This window comes from Vogesella amnigena (assembly GCF_042648905.1).
In the GTDB taxonomy this organism is placed as follows: Bacteria; Pseudomonadota; Gammaproteobacteria; order Burkholderiales; family Chromobacteriaceae; genus Vogesella; species Vogesella amnigena.
In genome coordinates this window covers 34448-51109 of sequence record NZ_JBHRYH010000043.1, presented here as the reverse complement: position 1 = coordinate 51109, position 16662 = coordinate 34448, and the positions used below count along the sequence as shown (strand labels likewise).

The window sequence follows — 16662 nt, the reverse complement described above, 5'->3', positions numbered from 1 at the left end:
TTAGTTTTGTCTGCCCCTTGGACGGGTCAGCGGCAATATTCGGTCAGAAGCCCAGACTTTCCAGCAGATCGTCAACCTGTTGCTGGCTGGTGACGACATCGGTGCGGCCATCCGGGTTGACTACTGGGCCCTGCAACAGGTCCGGGCTGAGGTCCATCTTGCGTTCGGCCGGCAGGTATTCGATCAGCACGGTCAGCAGCTCGTTTTCCAGCGTCTTGACCATCTCCATGACCTTCTTGATCACCTGGCCGGTCAAATCCTGGAAGTCCTGCGCCATCACGATTTCCAGCAACTGGTTGCTGGTGGCTTCCGTTTGTTTGGGTACCGCGCTCAGGTAACCGCGGGTTTCCTGCGCCAGTTGCTTGAACTCGTCGGTAGACAGCTGGTTGGCGAACAGTTTTTCCCAGCGCTGGCTCAGTTGCTCGGCATTTCTCTGCAGATCATCCTGAATCGGCTTGGCAATGTCGGTGGCATTCAGTACCCGCTCCGCGGCATTGGCGGTAAGCGTGGCGATATAGCCCAGGCGATCCTTGGCATCGGGAATGGCGTCTGCCACCTTTTCCAGCGACTTGTCGTAGCCCAGTTCGCGCAGGGTGTCATGCAGCTTGCGCGTCATCTGGCCGATCTGGGCGTACATGCCCATGACGGTCTCCGGGGAGAGGTCAAGGTTGGCCGCAGCCGGTGCATCGCCGCCGGCGTTGTGCTGTTGCATGGCGATGCTGTCAAACAGGGCTTCCAGATCTGGAGAGTCGCCACTTTCGAGGTTGTGGTCTGGCACGGTAACTCCTCCTGCGCGTAGCACTCAGTGCTTGCTTGTGATGTTATTTGCTCAGGTTCTGGAAGATCTTGTTCATCTTCTCTTCCAGCGTGGCGGCCGTGAACGGTTTCACGATATAGCCGCTGGCTCCGGCCGTAGCCGCTTCAATGATGTTCTCGCGCTTGGCTTCGGCGGTAATCATCAGGAAGGGCGTCTGCTTGAGCTGGGCATCGGCACGCACTGCACGCAGCAGCTCGATACCGGTCATGTTCGGCATGTTCCAGTCCGATACCACGAAGTCGAAATGCTGGGTCTTCAGCTTGTGCAGGGCTACCTGGCCATCTTCTGCTTCATCGACATTGGTGAAGCCAAGTTCCTTGAGCAGGTTGCGCACAATACGTCTCATTGTGGAAAAGTCATCTACCACGAGGAAACGAAGATTCTTGTCTGTCATTAGCGTTTTCCTGACCTGGGTATTGAGTAACCCGGTATTTTAACGTTGCAGGAACGGAATTAAAGTGTCTGCAAGCACGGCCGGGTCGAACTTGGCAACATAGGCATCCACGCCGACGCTGGCTCCCATGGCGCGGTTGGCATTGGACGACAGCGACGAGTGCATGATCACCGGAATGCCACTGAAGCGATGATCCGACTTGATCAGCTTGGTCAGCACATAGCCGTCCATTTCCGGCATTTCGGCATCCACCAGGATAAGCTTGAGAGTGTCGTGCAACGACTCCTCTTCCGACCAGTTGCGATTGGCCAGCACCTGCAGCTTGTCCCAGGCTTCCTTACCGTTATTGGCCTGGTGGTATTTGATGGCCATTTTTTCCAGCACACCGCAGATTTCCTTGCGGGCCACTACCGAATCATCGGCAAAGAACACGTACTGATCCAGTTCCAGCGGAGCCTGCGGCAGTTCCGGCACGTGGGCTTCTCCCACCACGCTGGCCAGAATCTGTTCCACGTCCAGAATGGAAACCAGTTTGCCGTCGTCCAGTTCGGTAACCGCGGTGATCAGCGTCTGTTGCGAGGTGCTCATCACGTTTTCCGGCGCCCGCACTTTGTCCCAGTCCACGCGAATGATGCGGTCCACCGAGTCAACCAGGAATGCCTGGGTGCTCTTGTTGAACTCGGTCACGATCATGGTGCTGTAACTGGTATTCGACGTTTCGCAACCAATGAACTTGGCCAGCGAAATCACCGGAATGATGTTGCCACGCAGCGACAGCACGCCTTCCACGCCAAACGGCATATTGGGAGTGCGGGTGATGAAAGGAGTCTGCGAAACTTCGCGCACCTTGAATACGTTGATACCGAAGGTTTCCCTCGTTCCCAGGGAAAACAGCAGAATTTCCATTTTATTGGAGCCTGCCAGCTTGGTACGGGCGTCTATGTTAGCCAGCAGTGAAGCTTCAGATGTCGCCATGGCGCTTCCTTCTTTTCCTGTGTTTTCCGCTTAGATCTTCAGCATTTCGCGGATTTTCATCGACAACTTCTGCGGCTCGAACTTGGATACATACGCATCGACACCCACGGACTCGCCCAGCTTCTGGTTGGATTGTCCCGACAGCGAGGAATGCATCAGTACCGGAATGCCGGCAAAACGCGGATCGGTCTTCACCATTTTGGTGAGCATGTAACCATCCATCTCCGGCATTTCCACGTCGGTCAGGATCAGGTGCACCACTTCGTTCAGCTTGCGGCCAGCCAGTTCTGCCTGCCCCGCCATGCGCTGCAGGTCTTCCCAGGCGCGCATGCCATTGATGGCGTAGGCGTATCTCACCTGCATGGCCTGGAAGGTACGTTCAATCTGTTTGCGGGCTACTGCCGAATCATCGGCAAAGTAGACCATGCGTTCTTCTCGCAGCGGCTCGATGTTGATGAAGGCGTGCTCGTCGCTGTACATGGCGGTTTCCGCCAGCACTTTCTCCACGTCCATCATCATGACCAGGGTACCGTTGTCCAGCTCGGTTACTGCAGTTACCAGGCCGCCCATGCGGTTGGTGATCATTTCCGGCGGAACGCGCATGGCGGCCCAGTCCAGGCGCAGAATGGTATCGACTGCTTCAACCAGGAAGCCCTGGGTATGGCCGTTATATTCGGTAACGATCATGATTTCCGGGCGCTTGTCGCTGATCACGCCGGCGTATTTGGCCAGATCGATTACCGGTACCAGGCTGCCACGCAGGCTGACCATGCCTTCAACAGAGGACGGCATTTCCGGTGCCGAAGTGATCTCCGGCGTACGCATGACTTCCCTGACTTTGAACACGTTGATGCCAAAGGTCTCTTTCCTGCCGGTGCGCTGGTCGATACCAAGCGAAAACAACAGGATCTCCAGTTTGTTGGTGCCTGCCAGTTTGGTACGGGCATCAATTTTTTTAAGTAGTTCTGACACGGAAACCTCCGGAGGGTTGGCCGTCGCGTAACGGAATAGCTGACAATACTATTAATACAAGTTTCAGACAAAAAACCAAGACAGGGCTCAAAAGCCGTGCTCTGCAGAGCCTTGTACGCCTGGCAGCATCTATGGCGGCATTATCATACTGTTCAAGCAACTTTTACAAATCGGCCGCGGGTGGAAGGTGGGGATTTTATCAATGCAAGACAATAATGAGCAGTTGCGCGAGGTGTTCGAGCACTTCAACAGTGTCACGGACGAGCTGATCCACGCTTACAAGTTGCTGGAGGGGCAGGTAGCGGAACTGAACAGCAAGCTGCAGCAGGCCAATGATGAGCTGGTATTGAAATCGGCTGTCAACGAGCGGCTTGCAGCCAAGCTTACCGCCCTGTTGGCCGCCATGCCGGTGGGGGTGGTGGAGCTGGATGAACAGGGTTGTGTGACGCAGATCAATCATGCTGCGGGCCAGTTGCTGCCAGCGTTGCAGCCGGGGCAATGCTGGCAGATGTCGGACTGGTTGCAGCGGGATACGCAGGATGGCGAGTACCGTCGCCGCAATCATGACGATTCGATAAGCTTTGTTTCTGTCGCCGAGGTTGCGCTGGCAGGGCAGGGCAGTTTTATGCTGTTGCTGGATGTGACACATCTGCGTCAGTTGCACGAGCAACTGGCACAGCAGGCCAAGCTGGCATCCATGGGTAGCATGGCGGCATCACTGGCGCATCAGATCCGGACCCCGCTGGCCACGGCCTTGCTATATGCGGCCAACCTGCGACAGGACGATCTGCCGGAAGGGGCGAGGGTGCGGTTTGCCGGCAAGGTGGTGGAGCGACTGCAGGCGCTGGAGTCGCTGGTGCAGGACATGCTGAGCTTTGTGCGCTCCGGGGTGGTGTCAGGCGAGCAGCGGGTCGTGGATTTGCAGTCGGTGCTGCAGGAGGTGGAAACCATTGCCCAGCCTTTGCTGGATAAAAAAGTGCTGCATTGGTCGATGCAGCAGCAAAATGCAGGGCAGGTGCTGGTTATCCGTTCCGATTTGGTTGGCGCTCTGGTGAATTTGGTTGAAAATGCCTGCCAGTTTAGCGTGCCGGGCGGCAAGGTAGAGTTGACCGCGCAGGCGCAAGGGGACGAGTGCGTATTGTTGCGGGTCGCCAATCAGGGCGAGGCGATTCCCGAGACGGTACAGCAGCAGATTTTTGACCCGTTCTTTACTACAAGAGCAAATGGCACCGGCCTCGGACTTGCCATTGTCAAAAGAGTGGTCGAGGATATGAAGGGGTCGATCAGATATCTGCGTGATGGCGAGATGACGATCTTTGAGTTGAGGCTTCCGATTGTCTCGGCCTAATGAGGGGAGCAGTTCATAGTATGAAACCTATTGTCAAGGTAGAAGGTAAAACAGGGTCAATTGTTCTGGTTGGGCAATTTGACTTCAATGTCCACAAGGATTTCCGTTCTGCCAGCCAGGAGCTGCTGGAGAACAATGCCATTAGCAGTATCGATGTCGACTTCGAGCAAGTTCCCTATCTCGACAGCTCGGCGCTGGGCATGCTGCTGCTGCTGAAGGAGCGTGCAGGTGCCGCTGGCAAGGAGCTGGCGCTGGTGAACTGTCGCGATACCGTGCGGCAGGTGCTGGAAATTGCCTGCTTCACCAAGTTGTTTACTATCCGCTAATGCATGCAGAACCTGCCGCCCTGCCTGGCGGCAGCTGTAACTTGTGTCGGGCCAGCTGCCAGGAGCAGTCGGTGTGATGGAAGTTTTCCTCGGAATGATTGGATTGCTGGGCTATGGCCAAAAAAATACTCACAGTGGATGACTCGGCCTCTATCAGGCAGATGGTTACCTTTACCCTGAAAAGTGCCGGCTACGATGTAGTGGAAGCCGCCGATGGCAATGCCGGGCTGTCCAAGGCCCAGGCCGGGCAGGTGGATCTGGTGCTTACCGACCAGAACATGCCTGGCATGGATGGTCTGTCGCTGATTCGTGCCCTGCGACAGCTGCCCAGCTATGCCACCACCCCGATCCTGATGCTGACCACCGAATCCAGTGACCAGATGAAGGCGCAGGGCCGTGCCGCCGGTGCTACCGGCTGGCTGGTCAAGCCGTTTGACCCCCAGAAACTGATTGATGTTGTCCGCCGCCTAGTGGGCTGAAGCTTGCGCTGATCCATCCTGGGAGGGTGCAATGTCATTCGATATGTCTCAGTTTCATCAGGTGTTTTTTGATGAAACCGCCGAACACTTGGCCAATATGGAGTCCCTGCTGCTGGCAATCGATATTGCCCGCCCTGACAGCGAGGACCTGAACGGCATTTTTCGTGCTGCTCATTCGATCAAGGGCGGCGCGGCAACCTTTGGGTTCTCCGATCTGGCGGACCTGACCCATGTACTGGAAAACCTGCTGGACAAGGTGCGCAAGCACGAGTTGCCGTTGAGCCGGCAGATCGTCGATGCGGCCTTGCAGTCTGGTGACTTGCTGAAGGACATGCTGGCGCACCATTGTGGTGGCGCTGCCGTGTCGCCGGACCGGGTGCCGGTGCTCAAGCAGGTATTAAGCCGGCTTGCCATGGCGGAAAGCGTGGTGGCTCCGGTGGCCCCACCGCCGGTTGCCGAGCCGGTCAGTCAACGACTCCATATCGAATTACACCCCCCACTGGCCTTGCCGGAGCAGGACGTATGGCAGCGCCTGGCGGCACTGGGCGAGCTGGAAATCATTGCCGGGCTCTCCGCTGACGCGTCCACTGGCGTGGCGATCGCACTACTGACTACCGGCAGCAGTTGTGACGATGTTGCGGAAATGCTGGCCTTCGTATTGGCGCCGGGCTCTTTCCGCGTACTGGCGGATGTCACCATCGAGGACGATGGCTTTGGCTTGTTCCAGGATGCGCCGGCCCCGGCTGGCGACGTGATGCATGAGGAGGATGGTTTCGGCCTGTTTGCACCACTGCCTGTGCCGCAGATCCCTGCTGCCGAAGCCACGCCGGTTGTGTATGAGGAAGACGGCTTCGGTCTGTTCCAGCCATTACCCCCGGTTGCGGCCAACCCGGTAGTGGCGCCACCACCAGTTGCGCCGGTCCCGGTGCCAGCGAGCGCGCGCAACGAATCCAGGACGGCCAGTGTACAGGGAGGGGAGAGCTCGATTCGCGTCAGTACCGAGAAAGTCGACCTGCTGCTGAACCTGGTGGGCGAGCTGGTGATTACCCAGTCGATGCTGGTGCAGTACGGTGGCGGGCTGGATACGGTGGCGCACGAAAAACTGCTCAACAGCATCTCCCTGCTGCAGCGCAATTCGCGCGAGCTGCAGGAGGCGGTGATGTCGATTCGCATGATGCCGATCTCCTTCGTGTTCCAGCGCTTTCCGCGCGTGGTGCGCGACCTGGCGGGCAAGCTGGGCAAGGAAGTCGAGCTGAAAATGGTGGGTGAGAGCACCGAGCTGGACAAGGGCTTCATCGAGAAGCTGTCCGATCCGCTGACCCACCTGGTGCGCAACAGCCTGGATCACGGCATCGAATCGCCGCAGGAGCGGCTGGCCAAGGGCAAGCAGGCCGGCGGCCTGCTGACGCTGAGGGCGTTCCACGAAGGCGGCAGCATTGTCATCGAAGTCACCGACGACGGCGCCGGCCTGCGGCGGGAGCGGATTCTGGCCAAGGCACGCGAGCGCGGCATTGCCGTGACCGACAGCATGAGCGATGCCGAGGTCTGGGCGCTGATCTTTGAGGCCGGGTTTTCCACTGCCAGCGAAGTGACCGATGTCTCCGGCCGTGGCGTGGGCATGGACGTGGTGCGCAAGAACATTGTGGCCATGGGCGGGCGCATCGATATCAGCAGCATGGCCGATATCGGCACCACCATGACCATCCGCCTGCCGCTGACGCTGGCGATCATGGATGGCATGTCGGTGATGGTGGGGGAAGAAACCTATGTGCTGCCGCTGAATTACATTCTGGAGTCGCTGCAACCGCGGCCGGAGGATGTGAAGCAGATTGTTGGCCGCGGCCGCATTGTCAGTATCCGCGGTGAATACCTGCCCATCATCGCGCTGGCAGACGTGTTCGATATCACGCCGCAGTATGCCGAGCCGGAGCGGGCGATCCTGATCGTGGTGGAGGCTGGCGGCCAGAAATATGCGTTGATGGTGGACGAGTTGCTCGGCCAGCAGCAGTTCGTAGTGAAAAACATTGAAGCGAACTATCGCAAGGTGGAAGGGCTGTCTGGCGCCACCATCCTGGGCGATGGTCGCGTGGCGCTGATTCTGGATGTTGGCGCCATCGTGCGCCTGGATGCGCACAAACCGCAGCCGGCAGAGCTGGCGGCAGTACACGCTTGAAACGGGAGGCCCTGGCGGGAAACAGCATGGCAGACATGAGAACAATGACGGAAGGCGATGCGCAGCGCAGGGAGTTTCTGGTGTTCACCCTGGGCAAGGAAGAGTACGGCATCGATATCCTGAAGGTGCAGGAAATCCGAGGCTATGACGCGGTCACCCGGCTGGCCAAGTCGCCAGAATTCATCAAGGGCGTGATCAATCTGCGCGGCCACATCGTGCCCATCATCGATATGCGTATCAAGTTCGGGGTAGGCAACATCATCTACAACGACTTCACCGTGGTAATCATCCTCAATGTACTGGGGCGCACGGTGGGCATGGTGGTGGATGGCGTGTCCGACGTGATCGAGCTGGCCGGGGATGACATCAAGCCGGCGCCGGAATTCGGTGCGGTGATGGATACCGCCTACATCCAGGGGCTGGGGGCCATCGGCGAGCGCATGATCATCATGGTGGATATCGAAAAACTGATGAGCAGTCAGGAAATGGCGTTGATGGATACCGCGCTGGCGGCCAACGTATAAGGGGCGGAACACATGAAAGTAAAAAACCTGTTATGGCTGGGCTTCGGCATTTTGCTGGCCCTGATCGCGGCCTCCTCGGCGCTGTCCATCGTGCGCTTGAACATGATATCCGCCGACATCGAGCAGGTGGCGCAGCATCACCTGCCGCGTGCCGGTGCGGCCAACCGCATTGCCGACCATGTCAATGAGACAGCGCGCGGGGTGCGCACGGCACTGTTGAGCGATGATCCGCAGATCGTGCAGCAGCAGGTGCAGGAGCTGGGCAAGTCGCTGTCGGCCATGGATGAAGCCTATGCGCAGCTGAAGCAATACCCGGGCGATGACGCTGCCCAGGGGCTGGAGCAGGCGATGCGTCAGGCCGACATCAGCTACCGCGTCAATCTTGGCCAGTTTCTGAGCCTGTTCAATGCTGGCCAGCTGGAAGAGGCCAAGGCCTTCCTGTTCGCCAAGCTGCGCCCGGATCAGAAAGCCTATCAGAGCGCGCTGGACAAGCTGGTGTCCTACGAGGAGGAGAGGGCCGGCGCGCGTGCCGCTTCCCTGCAGCAATCGGCACAGCAAACCGAGCAGGCGACCATTGCCTTGCTGGCGGCATCGCTGCTGGTGGGCCTGCTGGCTGCCTGGCTGATCAGCCGCAGCCTGGTCCGCACCTTGGGTTGCGAACCGGTGCATGCCACCCGCGTCATGCAGGAGCTGGCCGCCGGCAATCTGGAAACCGAGCTGCAGTTGCGTGAGGGCGATAACAGCAGCCTGGCCTATTACATGAAGTTGGCCGCAGACAAGGCGGTAGAAAACATTCTGATCAGCAATGCACTGGATGTAGCCGCTACCAATGTGATGATTGCCGATGGCAATGGTGTGGTGGTGTACGCCAACCGTGCGGTGCAAGACATGCTGGCCAATGCCGAGTCCGATATCCGCAAGGAACTGCCCGGTTTTACCGCCCGTGGGGTGGTGGGCAGCAATATCGATGGCTTCCACAAGCATCCGGACTACCAGCGCAAGCTGCTGGCCAACCTGCGCGGCACCCATCGCGCCCAGATCGCCGTGGGTGGTCGTTCCTTCACCCTGCTGGTGAATCCTGTCGACAACGGCAAGGGCAAGATCATCGGCATGGTGGTGGAGTGGCAGGATATTACCGAGCAGCTACAGTTGCAGGCGCTGGAGCAGGAAAAGCGTCAGGAAGAGCTGCGCCAGATGGCGGAGAACACCCGCATCCGCAAGGCGCTGGACAATGTCACCACCAATGTGATGATCGCCGACAACGAACGCACCATCATCTACATGAACCGCAGCGTGCAGGACATGCTGCGTAATGCCGAAGCCGATATCAAGCAGGTATTGCCCAACTTCGACTCCCGCACCCTGCTGGGTACCAGCATGGATGGCTTCCACCGCAACCCGGCGCACCAGCGCGACCTGCTGACCAACCTGAAGCAGACCTATACCGCCAATATCGTGGTGGGCAAACGTGCCTTCCGCCTGATTGCCAACCCGGTGTTCAGCGATAACGGCGAACGTCTGGGCTCGGTGGTGGAGTGGGCCGATGAAACCGACAAGCTGCAAGCCGAGCGTCTGGAGCAGCAGCGTCGTGACGCGGAACAGCTGGTACTGGCCGAGAACACCCGCATCCGCAAGGCGCTGGACAATGTGTCGTCCAACGTGATGATCGCCGACAACGATCGCAGCATCATCTACATGAACCGCAGCGTGCAGGACATGCTGCGCAACGCCGAAGCCGACATCAAGAAAGCCCTGCCGAACTTCGATTCCCGCACCCTGCTGGGTACCAGCATGGACGGTTTCCATCGTAACCCTGCGCACCAGCGCGACCTGCTGGCTTCGCTTACCCAGACCTATACCGCGCAGATCGTGGTGGGTGGCCGTACCTTCCGCCTGATTGCCAACCCGGTATTCAGCGATAGCGGCGAGCGCCTGGGCTCGGTGGTGGAATGGGCTGACCGTACCGAAGAGGTGCGGGTAGAGAAGGAAGTCTCCGATATCGTGGGCGCTGCCGTGCGTGGCGACTTCCAGCAGCGCATTCCGATGGACGGCAAGAGCGGCTTCTTTGCCAGCCTCTCCGAGCAGATCAACCAGCTGATGGAGGTCTCCGGCAAGGGCCTGGCCGATGTGGCCAACGTGCTGTCGGCGCTGGCGCAAGGCGATCTGACCCGCACCATTACCGCTGATTACCAGGGTATGTTCGGCCAGCTGAAGACCGATACCAACCAGACCGTGGGGCGCCTGCGCGAGATCGTCGGCAACATCCAGGATGCCGCGTCTTCCATCAATACTGCTGCCCGCGAGATTTCCGCCGGTAACAACAACCTGTCCAGCCGTACCGAACAGCAGGCCGCCAGCCTGGAAGAAACCGCGTCCAGCATGGAAGAGATCACCAGCACCGTGAAACAGAACGCCGAAAACTCGCGCAAGGCCAACAGCCTGGCGGTTGGCGCTTCCGACATCGCCTCGCGCGGTGGGGTGGTGGTGGGGCAGGTGGTGTCCACCATGAACGAGATCAACCAGAGCGCGACCAAGATCGTCGACATCATCAGCGTGATCGACGGTATCGCCTTCCAGACCAATATCCTGGCGCTGAACGCTGCAGTGGAAGCCGCGCGCGCCGGCGAGCAAGGCCGCGGCTTTGCCGTGGTGGCGAGCGAAGTGCGCAACCTGGCGCAACGCTCCGCCGCCGCCGCCAAGGAGATCAAGGGTCTGATCGGCGATTCGGTGGACAAGGTGGAATCGGGTAGCCGCCTGGTGGACGAGGCTGGCCGCACCATGGAGGAAATCGTGTCCTCCATCCGCCGCGTGGCCGACATCATGAGCGAGATTTCCGCCGCCTCCATCGAGCAAAGCTCGGGTATCGAGCAGGTGAACCTGGCGGTGAGCCAGATGGACGAAAACACCCAGAAGAACGCTGCCCTGGTGGAAGAAGCGGCCGCCGCCGCCGAATCGCTGGAAGAGCAGGCCGGCGTGCTGCTGGATGCGGTGTCGATCTTCCACCTGGATGGCAGCCTGCGTCATGCCGGCAGCACCGCGCTGAGCGCCCCCAGAGCCGCGCCGGCCGTGGTTGCCAGGGCGCCGGTAGCGCCTGCCCCGGCGGTACGCACCCCGGCGGTGCAATCACCGCTCAGGCCGCAAGTGACGGACGAAGGTGAATGGGAGGAGTTCTGAGCACCACCGACAGTGATGGCGCGATTTTTCCGCGTGATCTGCACTTTTCTGAGGCAGATTTCCGCGCGGTAAGATCGCTGCTGTACCAGCGTACCGGCATCGCGCTGAGCGATGCCAAGAACCACATGGCGTATGCGCGGCTGGCCAAGCGGGTGCGCCACAAGGGCTTCAGCTCGTTTGCCGACTACCTGGCACTGCTATCCAGCGAGCAGGGCGCCGGCGAGTGGGAACACTTCATCAATTCGCTGACCACCAACCTCACCTCGTTCTTTCGCGAAAGCCATCATTTCGACATCCTGCGCCAGCACGCACAGCAGCATGCCGGCAATAGCGGCCCCTACCAGGTGTGGAGCTCGGCTGCCTCCACCGGCGAAGAGCCTTATTCCATCTTGTTTACGCTAGCGCAAAGCCTGGAGGGCCGTGATTATCGTATCGTGGCCTCGGATATCGATACGAACGTGCTGGGCAAGGCTGCCGCTGGCGTCTATGCGGCCGACCGGGTGGAAAAGCTTGATCCCGCCCTACTGCGCCAATTCTTCGTGCGCGGGGTCGGCAGCAATGCCGGCAAGGTGAAGGTGAAGGCGGCGTGGAGCCGGCAGATCGACTTTCGCCGCATCAACCTGGTGGACAGCCAGTGGCCGCAGCTGGAGCAGTTCGATGTGATTTTCTGTCGCAACGTGCTGATCTATTTCGATAAACCTACACAGGCCGGCATTCTCGAACACTTTGCCCGGCATCTGAAACCGCATGGCTTGCTGCTGCTGGGGCATTCCGAGAATATCCAGCACATCAGCACTACCTTTGAGCCCTGCGGCAAGACTGCTTACCGCCTGGCGCGGGGATAAGACGGCATGGGACAAGCGCGCAAGATTCGCGTGGTGGTGGTGGACGACTCGGCACTGATTCGAGAGTTGCTGAGCAAGATCATCAATGCCGCGCCGGACATGGAAGTCGTGGCACTGGCGCCGGATCCGCTGGCGGCGCGCGAGCGTATCCGCGAGACCAATCCGGACGTGGTGACACTGGATGTGGAAATGCCGCGCATGGATGGCCTGGAGTTCTTGCGCCGGCTGATGAGCCTGCGGCCAACCCCGGTGCTGATGATTTCCTCGCTCACCGCTGCCGGTTCCGATATTGCCCTGCGGGCGCTGGAACTGGGCGCGGTGGATTGTATTGAAAAGCCGCAGGTGGATATCAGCCGCGGCATGCAGGAGTATGCAGAGCTGATTTGCGACAAGATACGCACCGCCGCCGCCGCGCGGGTGCAGTTGCCTACCCGTTTCATCCAGCCACAGGTGCAGCCGGTGCCAGCGCTGGCCAATGCGCCCATCCTGCGCAAGGATGCGGTAATCGTGGTGGGGGCCTCCACTGGTGGTACCGAGGCGCTGCGCGAATTTCTCAGCGGCTTGCCGGTGAATACGCCGCCGGTGCTGGTGGTGCAGCATATGCCGGAAAATTTCACGCTGTCGTTTGCCAACCGGCTGGACCAGTGCTGTGCCATGACGGTGAGTGAAGCCACCGATGGCCAGCCGTTGAGCAGTGGCCATATCTATATCGCGCCGGGGCATTCCCACCTCAGCATCGTCAGGAGCGGCGGGCAGCTGTGTACCCACCTGGATCAGGGCGAACCGGTGAATCGCCACCGCCCGGCGGTGGATGTGCTGTTCGATTCCGCAGCCAGCCTGCTGGGCAAACGGGCGGTAGGGGTGATTCTTACCGGCATGGGCAAGGATGGTGCCGCCGGCATGTTGCGCATGCGCGAGGCCGGTAGCTACAACCTGGGGCAGAACCAGGCGACCTGCGTGGTGTACGGCATGCCGCGCGCCGCGTATGAAATCGGCGCGGTACACGAAGTGGTGCCGCTGCCGCACATGGCCGAGCGTGTACTGGCCTATCTGTGCGGCCAACAGAAGCGGGAGGTCTGATGCTTACCGGCCACGCGGCGCACCGCTATCTCGACAAACATTTCAACCGCAATGCCGCCAAGCTGTTGCCGGGCGAGTACCAGGCCACCGACGACGGCCTGCTGCTGGTGACCGTGCTGGGCTCCTGCGTTTCCGCCTGCCTGCGCGACCGGGCTACCGGTATTGCCGGCATGAATCACTTCATGCTGCCGGATCAGGGCAGCAGCAGCAGCGACCGCCTGATGCCGGCTCGCTTCGGCACCCATGCCATGGAGCTGCTGATCAACGACATGCTCAAGCTCGGTGCCAGCCGCCGCAGCCTGGAAGCCAAGGTATTCGGTGGCGGCAATGTGCTGGATGGCATGACCAAGGCTAATATCGGCCAGCGCAATGCCGGTTTCGTACGCGCCTTCCTGGCCCAGGAAAACATCCCCATCGTGGCGGAAGACCTGGGGGCGGATATCGCGCGCAAGGTGTATTTCTTCACTGACAGCGGCAAGGTGCTGATCAAGAAGATCCGCCCGCAGCACACTCTGGTGCAGGAAGAGGAAAGCTACCGCCGCCGCATCGACCGCGACAGCGAGAGCAAGGCCGGCGGCGACGTGGACCTGTTCATCTGAGCCAGTCGAGAGTGTTGACAACGTTCCTTTGCACTGCAAAAGAGTGTTGTTTTATCAACAGGAAGGCTGCCGACTCAAGCACTTGGCTAGAGCGGCCCGGCTTTGCCGGGGCCGGTTACGCATAAGCGGGTAGTTTGTCAGTCGCCAGGGTTGGCCGCATCTGCGGCCAACCTGCTACTGCTAGCGCTCCAGCAGCGGCAGCTTGTCTGTCACCGTGGCCCAGTGTTCATGGTCCGGCAGCGGCTCCTTCTGCTCCACGATTACCGGCCATACCCTGGACAGCTCGGCATTCAGTGCCAGCATGGCGTGCTGGGCCGGCGGCAGCTCCTCCTCGGTGGTGATGGCGTTGATCGGGCACTCCGGCACGCACAGCGTGCAATCGATGCACTCGTCCGGGTCGATCACCAGAAAGTTGGGGCCTTCGTGGAAGCAGTCCACCGGGCACACTTCCACACAGTCGGTGTATTTGCATTTGATGCAGGCTTCGGTTACAACGTGCGTCATTTTTCGCCCTCCAGCGCAGCCCGTGGTGGCCGCCTCTGCTGATTATTGTTTGCCAGCCCGCATATGTCTGCTTCTGATTCCACCTATCGTGGCCGCTTCGCGCCCAGCCCCACCGGTCTGTTGCACGCCGGCTCGCTGACCACGGCAGTCGGCAGCTACCTGGAAGCTCGCAGCCGGGGCGGGCAATGGCTGCTGCGCATGGAAGACCTGGACCCGCCACGTGAAATGCCGGGGGCTGCGGCCAACATCCTGCGCACGCTGGAAGCCTTCGGCTTTGAATGGGACGGCGAGGTGGTGTACCAGAGCCAGCGTCATCACCTGTACCGCGCGGCGCTGGATCAGCTTGTCCGCCAGGGCGACGCCTACGGCTGTGCCTGCACCCGCAAGGAAATCAGCGAACAGGGGCGGCGTGGCGTGGATGGCATGGTCTACCCCGGTACCTGCCGTCACGGCGTGGCTGCAGGGCGCAGCCCGCGTGCCTGGCGGCTGCGGGTGCCGGATGCCGAACTGGGCTTCGACGACCGGCTGCAGGGCTATTACGCGCAACAGCTGCAACGCGACATCGGCGATTTCGTGCTGCTGCGTGCCGATGGCTTCTGGGCCTACCAGCTGGCGGTGGTGGTGGATGATATCGAGCAGGGCATCAGCGATATCGTGCGTGGCGCCGACCTGCTGGTGTCCACCCCGCGCCAGCTGTGGCTGCGGCAGTGTCTGGGCAGCGCGATGGTCAGCCATTGCCACCTGCCGCTGATGGTGAATGCCGCCGGCGAGAAGCTTTCCAAGCAGACGCTGGCGCCTGCCATTTCCCCAGCGTTGGCCGCACAGGAGCTGCGGCTGGCACTGCGGCGGCTGGGCCATGTCGCACCGCCGGAGGTGCAGAGCCTGGCGGAACTGTGGCAGTGGGCGCGCGGCAGTTGGTCATTGTCCACAGTGCCGGTAGGCCCGGTAGTGATCGAATAACTGCCTAAACGCTTGGCGCTAAAGCGATTTATCACGTGCTGCGGCAAGCGACTTGTCGCAAGTGTCTGAAAACTGGGCAAAACCCGACTTGCCAAGCGGGCTTTGGGCGACGATAATCGCCGCATTCCGCAGGAGAGTGCAGCCGCAGGGCTGCCGCCGAAGGCGCAAGTGCACCCGCAATCGCTCAGGCAAAAGGACTGCAAGAATCGGGCCGCAAGGCCTGCTGAATCTGGAGAGCGGCGCATAACGCGCCCACCGAAGGGGCTAACGGCGCAATGCCGGAAAATCTCAGGTGCATGGACAGAGGGGTGTGAGCTAGCGGAAAAACTCACTCCGAGGACTTGCCCAATGACGGCCCCGAAACGTACCCCACTGTTTGACGCGCATATTGCTGCCGGTGCAAAGATGGTTGACTTTGCCGGCTGGGAAATGCCCATCCATTACGGCTCGCAGCTGAAAGAACATGAAGTTGTGCGTAACGACGCCGGCATGTTCGACGTGTCCCACATGACCGTGGTCGACATCAGCGGTAGCGACGCCAAGGCCTGGCTGCAAAAGCTGATCGCCAACGACGTGTCCAAGCTGGGCTTCGAAGGCAAGGCCCTGTACTCCGGCATGCTCAACGAGCAGGGCGGCGTGGTGGACGACCTGATCGTGTACCTGGCAGCCAATGGCTACCGCATGGTGATCAACGCCGGCACTACCGAAAAAGACCTGGCATGGATGGAAAAGCAATCCGCCGGTTTCGACGTGAAACTGCAAGTGCGCCGCGACCTGGCCATGCTGGCGGTACAAGGCCCGCAAGCCATTGCCAAGGTCTGTGCCGTGAAGCCGGACTGGGCTGAAGCCATCCAGGGTCTGAAAGTATTCCAGGGCCTGCCGTTCGGCGAGTGGTTCGTGGCCCGCACCGGTTACACCGGTGAAGACGGCCTGGAAATCATGATTCCGGCTGCCGAGGCCATCAATTTCTTCAATCAGCTGCAGGCAGCCGGCGTAGCGCCGATCGGCCTGGGCGCGCGCGACACCCTGCGTCTGGAAGCCGGCATGAACCTGTACGGCCACGACATGGACGAAACTGTGTCGCCGCTGGAAGCCGGCATGGGCTGGACCATTGCCTGGAACCCGGAAGAGCGTGACTTCATCGGCCGCAAGGCACTGGAAGCCCAGAAAGCCGCCGGCGTGGCCATGAAACAGGTTGGCCTGGTGCTGGAAGGCCGCGGCGTGCTGCGCGAAGGCCTGAAAGTGGTGGTAGAGGGCGCGGGTGAAGGCATCATCACCAGCGGCACCTTCTCGCCGACCCTGAAGCATTCCATCGCCATCGCCCGTGTTCCGGCTGCTACCGGCGCCACCGCTCTGGTGGACCTGCGTGGCACCCTGACCGAAGTGCGCGTGGTGAAAATGCCGTTCGTGCGCAACGGCAAGAAAGTTTTTGAATAAGCTGGTGTATAACGACGTGGCGAGAGCGTCACCCCGGTACTACCCAATCAAGATC

At 60.3% G+C, this 16662-nt stretch carries 16 protein-coding genes and 2 riboswitches; of the genes, 11 read left to right on the top strand and 5 right to left on the bottom strand.

What is annotated here, in order from left to right:
• Positions 1-43 precede the first annotated feature (43 nt).
• From cheZ to ACFOKJ_RS13895, 4 genes are read right to left on the bottom strand one after another with little or no spacing between them, the layout of a single operon-like run.
• Positions 44-778 (bottom strand): protein phosphatase CheZ, encoded by a 735-nt coding sequence (gene cheZ / locus ACFOKJ_RS13910; RefSeq protein ID WP_390280616.1) that lies wholly within the window; start codon positions 776-778, stop codon positions 44-46.
• 43 nt (positions 779-821) lie between these two features.
• Positions 822-1211: a chemotaxis response regulator CheY gene (cheY, locus tag ACFOKJ_RS13905; RefSeq protein WP_390280614.1), complete on the bottom strand. Its 390-nt coding sequence runs from the start codon at positions 1209-1211 to the stop codon at positions 822-824.
• 39 nt (positions 1212-1250) lie between these two features.
• Positions 1251-2186, bottom strand: a complete 936-nt coding sequence (locus ACFOKJ_RS13900) for a chemotaxis protein (protein ID WP_390280612.1) — start codon at positions 2184-2186, stop codon at positions 1251-1253.
• 30 nt (positions 2187-2216) lie between these two features.
• Entirely contained in the window at positions 2217-3158 is a 942-nt protein-coding gene (locus tag ACFOKJ_RS13895; RefSeq protein ID WP_390280610.1) for a chemotaxis protein, read from the bottom strand.
• A 202-nt stretch (positions 3159-3360) separates the two neighbouring features.
• Here ACFOKJ_RS13895 and ACFOKJ_RS13890 point away from each other — a divergent pair, with 202 nt between their 5' ends.
• The 9 genes from ACFOKJ_RS13890 to cheD all read left to right on the top strand — a co-directional run bounded on the left by ACFOKJ_RS13890 (position 3361) and on the right by cheD (position 13706).
• On the top strand, positions 3361-4506 hold the full coding sequence (locus ACFOKJ_RS13890) for a sensor histidine kinase (protein WP_390280607.1): 1146 nt from the start codon (positions 3361-3363) through the stop codon (positions 4504-4506).
• 20 nt (positions 4507-4526) lie between these two features.
• Positions 4527-4832 carry an STAS domain-containing protein gene (locus ACFOKJ_RS13885; RefSeq protein ID WP_390280605.1) on the top strand — a complete coding sequence of 102 codons (306 nt, stop codon included), beginning with the start codon at positions 4527-4529 and terminating at the stop codon, positions 4830-4832.
• Positions 4833-4945: 113 nt separating this feature from the next.
• Positions 4946-5311 carry a response regulator gene (locus ACFOKJ_RS13880; RefSeq protein WP_390280604.1) on the top strand — a complete coding sequence of 122 codons (366 nt, stop codon included), beginning with the start codon at positions 4946-4948 and terminating at the stop codon, positions 5309-5311.
• 43 nt (positions 5312-5354) lie between these two features.
• A complete protein-coding gene (locus ACFOKJ_RS13875; protein WP_390280602.1) occupies positions 5355-7484 on the top strand; it encodes a chemotaxis protein CheW in 2130 nt (709 codons plus the stop codon).
• A 35-nt stretch (positions 7485-7519) separates the two neighbouring features.
• On the top strand, positions 7520-8008 hold the full coding sequence (locus ACFOKJ_RS13870) for a chemotaxis protein CheW (protein ID WP_390280600.1): 489 nt from the start codon (positions 7520-7522) through the stop codon (positions 8006-8008).
• Between the two features lie 12 nt (positions 8009-8020).
• The gene (locus tag ACFOKJ_RS13865) at positions 8021-11182 is read left to right on the top strand and encodes a methyl-accepting chemotaxis protein (RefSeq protein ID WP_390280598.1); all 3162 of its coding nucleotides are present in this window, start codon (positions 8021-8023) and stop codon (positions 11180-11182) included.
• On the top strand, positions 11167-12027 hold the full coding sequence (locus tag ACFOKJ_RS13860) for a CheR family methyltransferase (protein ID WP_390280596.1): 861 nt from the start codon (positions 11167-11169) through the stop codon (positions 12025-12027). The genes ACFOKJ_RS13865 and ACFOKJ_RS13860 overlap by 16 nt, the downstream gene beginning before the upstream one ends.
• A gap of 6 nt (positions 12028-12033) precedes the next feature.
• Entirely contained in the window at positions 12034-13107 is a 1074-nt protein-coding gene (locus ACFOKJ_RS13855) for a protein-glutamate methylesterase/protein-glutamine glutaminase (RefSeq protein ID WP_390280594.1), read from the top strand.
• Positions 13107-13706 carry a chemoreceptor glutamine deamidase CheD gene (cheD, locus tag ACFOKJ_RS13850; protein ID WP_390280592.1) on the top strand — a complete coding sequence of 200 codons (600 nt, stop codon included), beginning with the start codon at positions 13107-13109 and terminating at the stop codon, positions 13704-13706. The genes ACFOKJ_RS13855 and cheD overlap by 1 nt, the downstream gene beginning before the upstream one ends.
• 180 nt (positions 13707-13886) lie before the next feature.
• Here cheD and fdxA read toward each other — a convergent pair whose 3' ends face one another.
• Positions 13887-14210: a ferredoxin FdxA gene (gene fdxA / locus ACFOKJ_RS13845; RefSeq protein ID WP_390280590.1), complete on the bottom strand. Its 324-nt coding sequence runs from the start codon at positions 14208-14210 to the stop codon at positions 13887-13889.
• Between the two features lie 63 nt (positions 14211-14273).
• On the opposite strand from fdxA, the gene gluQRS reads away from it, so the two are divergent.
• Positions 14274-15170: a tRNA glutamyl-Q(34) synthetase GluQRS gene (gene gluQRS / locus ACFOKJ_RS13840; protein ID WP_390280587.1), complete on the top strand. Its 897-nt coding sequence runs from the start codon at positions 14274-14276 to the stop codon at positions 15168-15170.
• Between the two features lie 119 nt (positions 15171-15289).
• Positions 15290-15380: riboswitch (glycine riboswitch) on the top strand.
• 9 nt (positions 15381-15389) lie between these two features.
• Positions 15390-15484: riboswitch (glycine riboswitch) on the top strand.
• Positions 15485-15518: 34 nt separating this feature from the next.
• On the top strand, positions 15519-16607 hold the full coding sequence (gene gcvT / locus ACFOKJ_RS13835) for a glycine cleavage system aminomethyltransferase GcvT (RefSeq protein WP_390280585.1): 1089 nt from the start codon (positions 15519-15521) through the stop codon (positions 16605-16607).
• Positions 16608-16662: the final 55 nt, after the last annotated feature.

Coding starts and splice junctions, on each gene's coding strand:
- gluQRS (WP_390280587.1), top strand. CDS start 14,274: ATGTCTGCTTCTGATTCCACCTATCGTGGCCGCTTCGCGCCCAGCCCC.
- ACFOKJ_RS13885 (WP_390280605.1), top strand. CDS start 4,527: ATGAAACCTATTGTCAAGGTAGAAGGTAAAACAGGGTCAATTGTTCTG.
- ACFOKJ_RS13870 (WP_390280600.1), top strand. CDS start 7,520: ATGAGAACAATGACGGAAGGCGATGCGCAGCGCAGGGAGTTTCTGGTG.
- cheD (WP_390280592.1), top strand. CDS start 13,107: ATGCTTACCGGCCACGCGGCGCACCGCTATCTCGACAAACATTTCAAC.
- cheY (WP_390280614.1), bottom strand. CDS start 1,211: ATGACAGACAAGAATCTTCGTTTCCTCGTGGTAGATGACTTTTCCACA.
- ACFOKJ_RS13875 (WP_390280602.1), top strand. CDS start 5,355: ATGTCTCAGTTTCATCAGGTGTTTTTTGATGAAACCGCCGAACACTTG.
- ACFOKJ_RS13865 (WP_390280598.1), top strand. CDS start 8,021: ATGAAAGTAAAAAACCTGTTATGGCTGGGCTTCGGCATTTTGCTGGCC.
- ACFOKJ_RS13890 (WP_390280607.1), top strand. CDS start 3,361: ATGCAAGACAATAATGAGCAGTTGCGCGAGGTGTTCGAGCACTTCAAC.
- gcvT (WP_390280585.1), top strand. CDS start 15,519: ATGACGGCCCCGAAACGTACCCCACTGTTTGACGCGCATATTGCTGCC.
- ACFOKJ_RS13855 (WP_390280594.1), top strand. CDS start 12,034: ATGGGACAAGCGCGCAAGATTCGCGTGGTGGTGGTGGACGACTCGGCA.
- fdxA (WP_390280590.1), bottom strand. CDS start 14,210: ATGACGCACGTTGTAACCGAAGCCTGCATCAAATGCAAATACACCGAC.
- ACFOKJ_RS13880 (WP_390280604.1), top strand. CDS start 4,946: ATGGCCAAAAAAATACTCACAGTGGATGACTCGGCCTCTATCAGGCAG.
- ACFOKJ_RS13860 (WP_390280596.1), top strand. CDS start 11,167: ATGGGAGGAGTTCTGAGCACCACCGACAGTGATGGCGCGATTTTTCCG.
- ACFOKJ_RS13900 (WP_390280612.1), bottom strand. CDS start 2,186: ATGGCGACATCTGAAGCTTCACTGCTGGCTAACATAGACGCCCGTACC.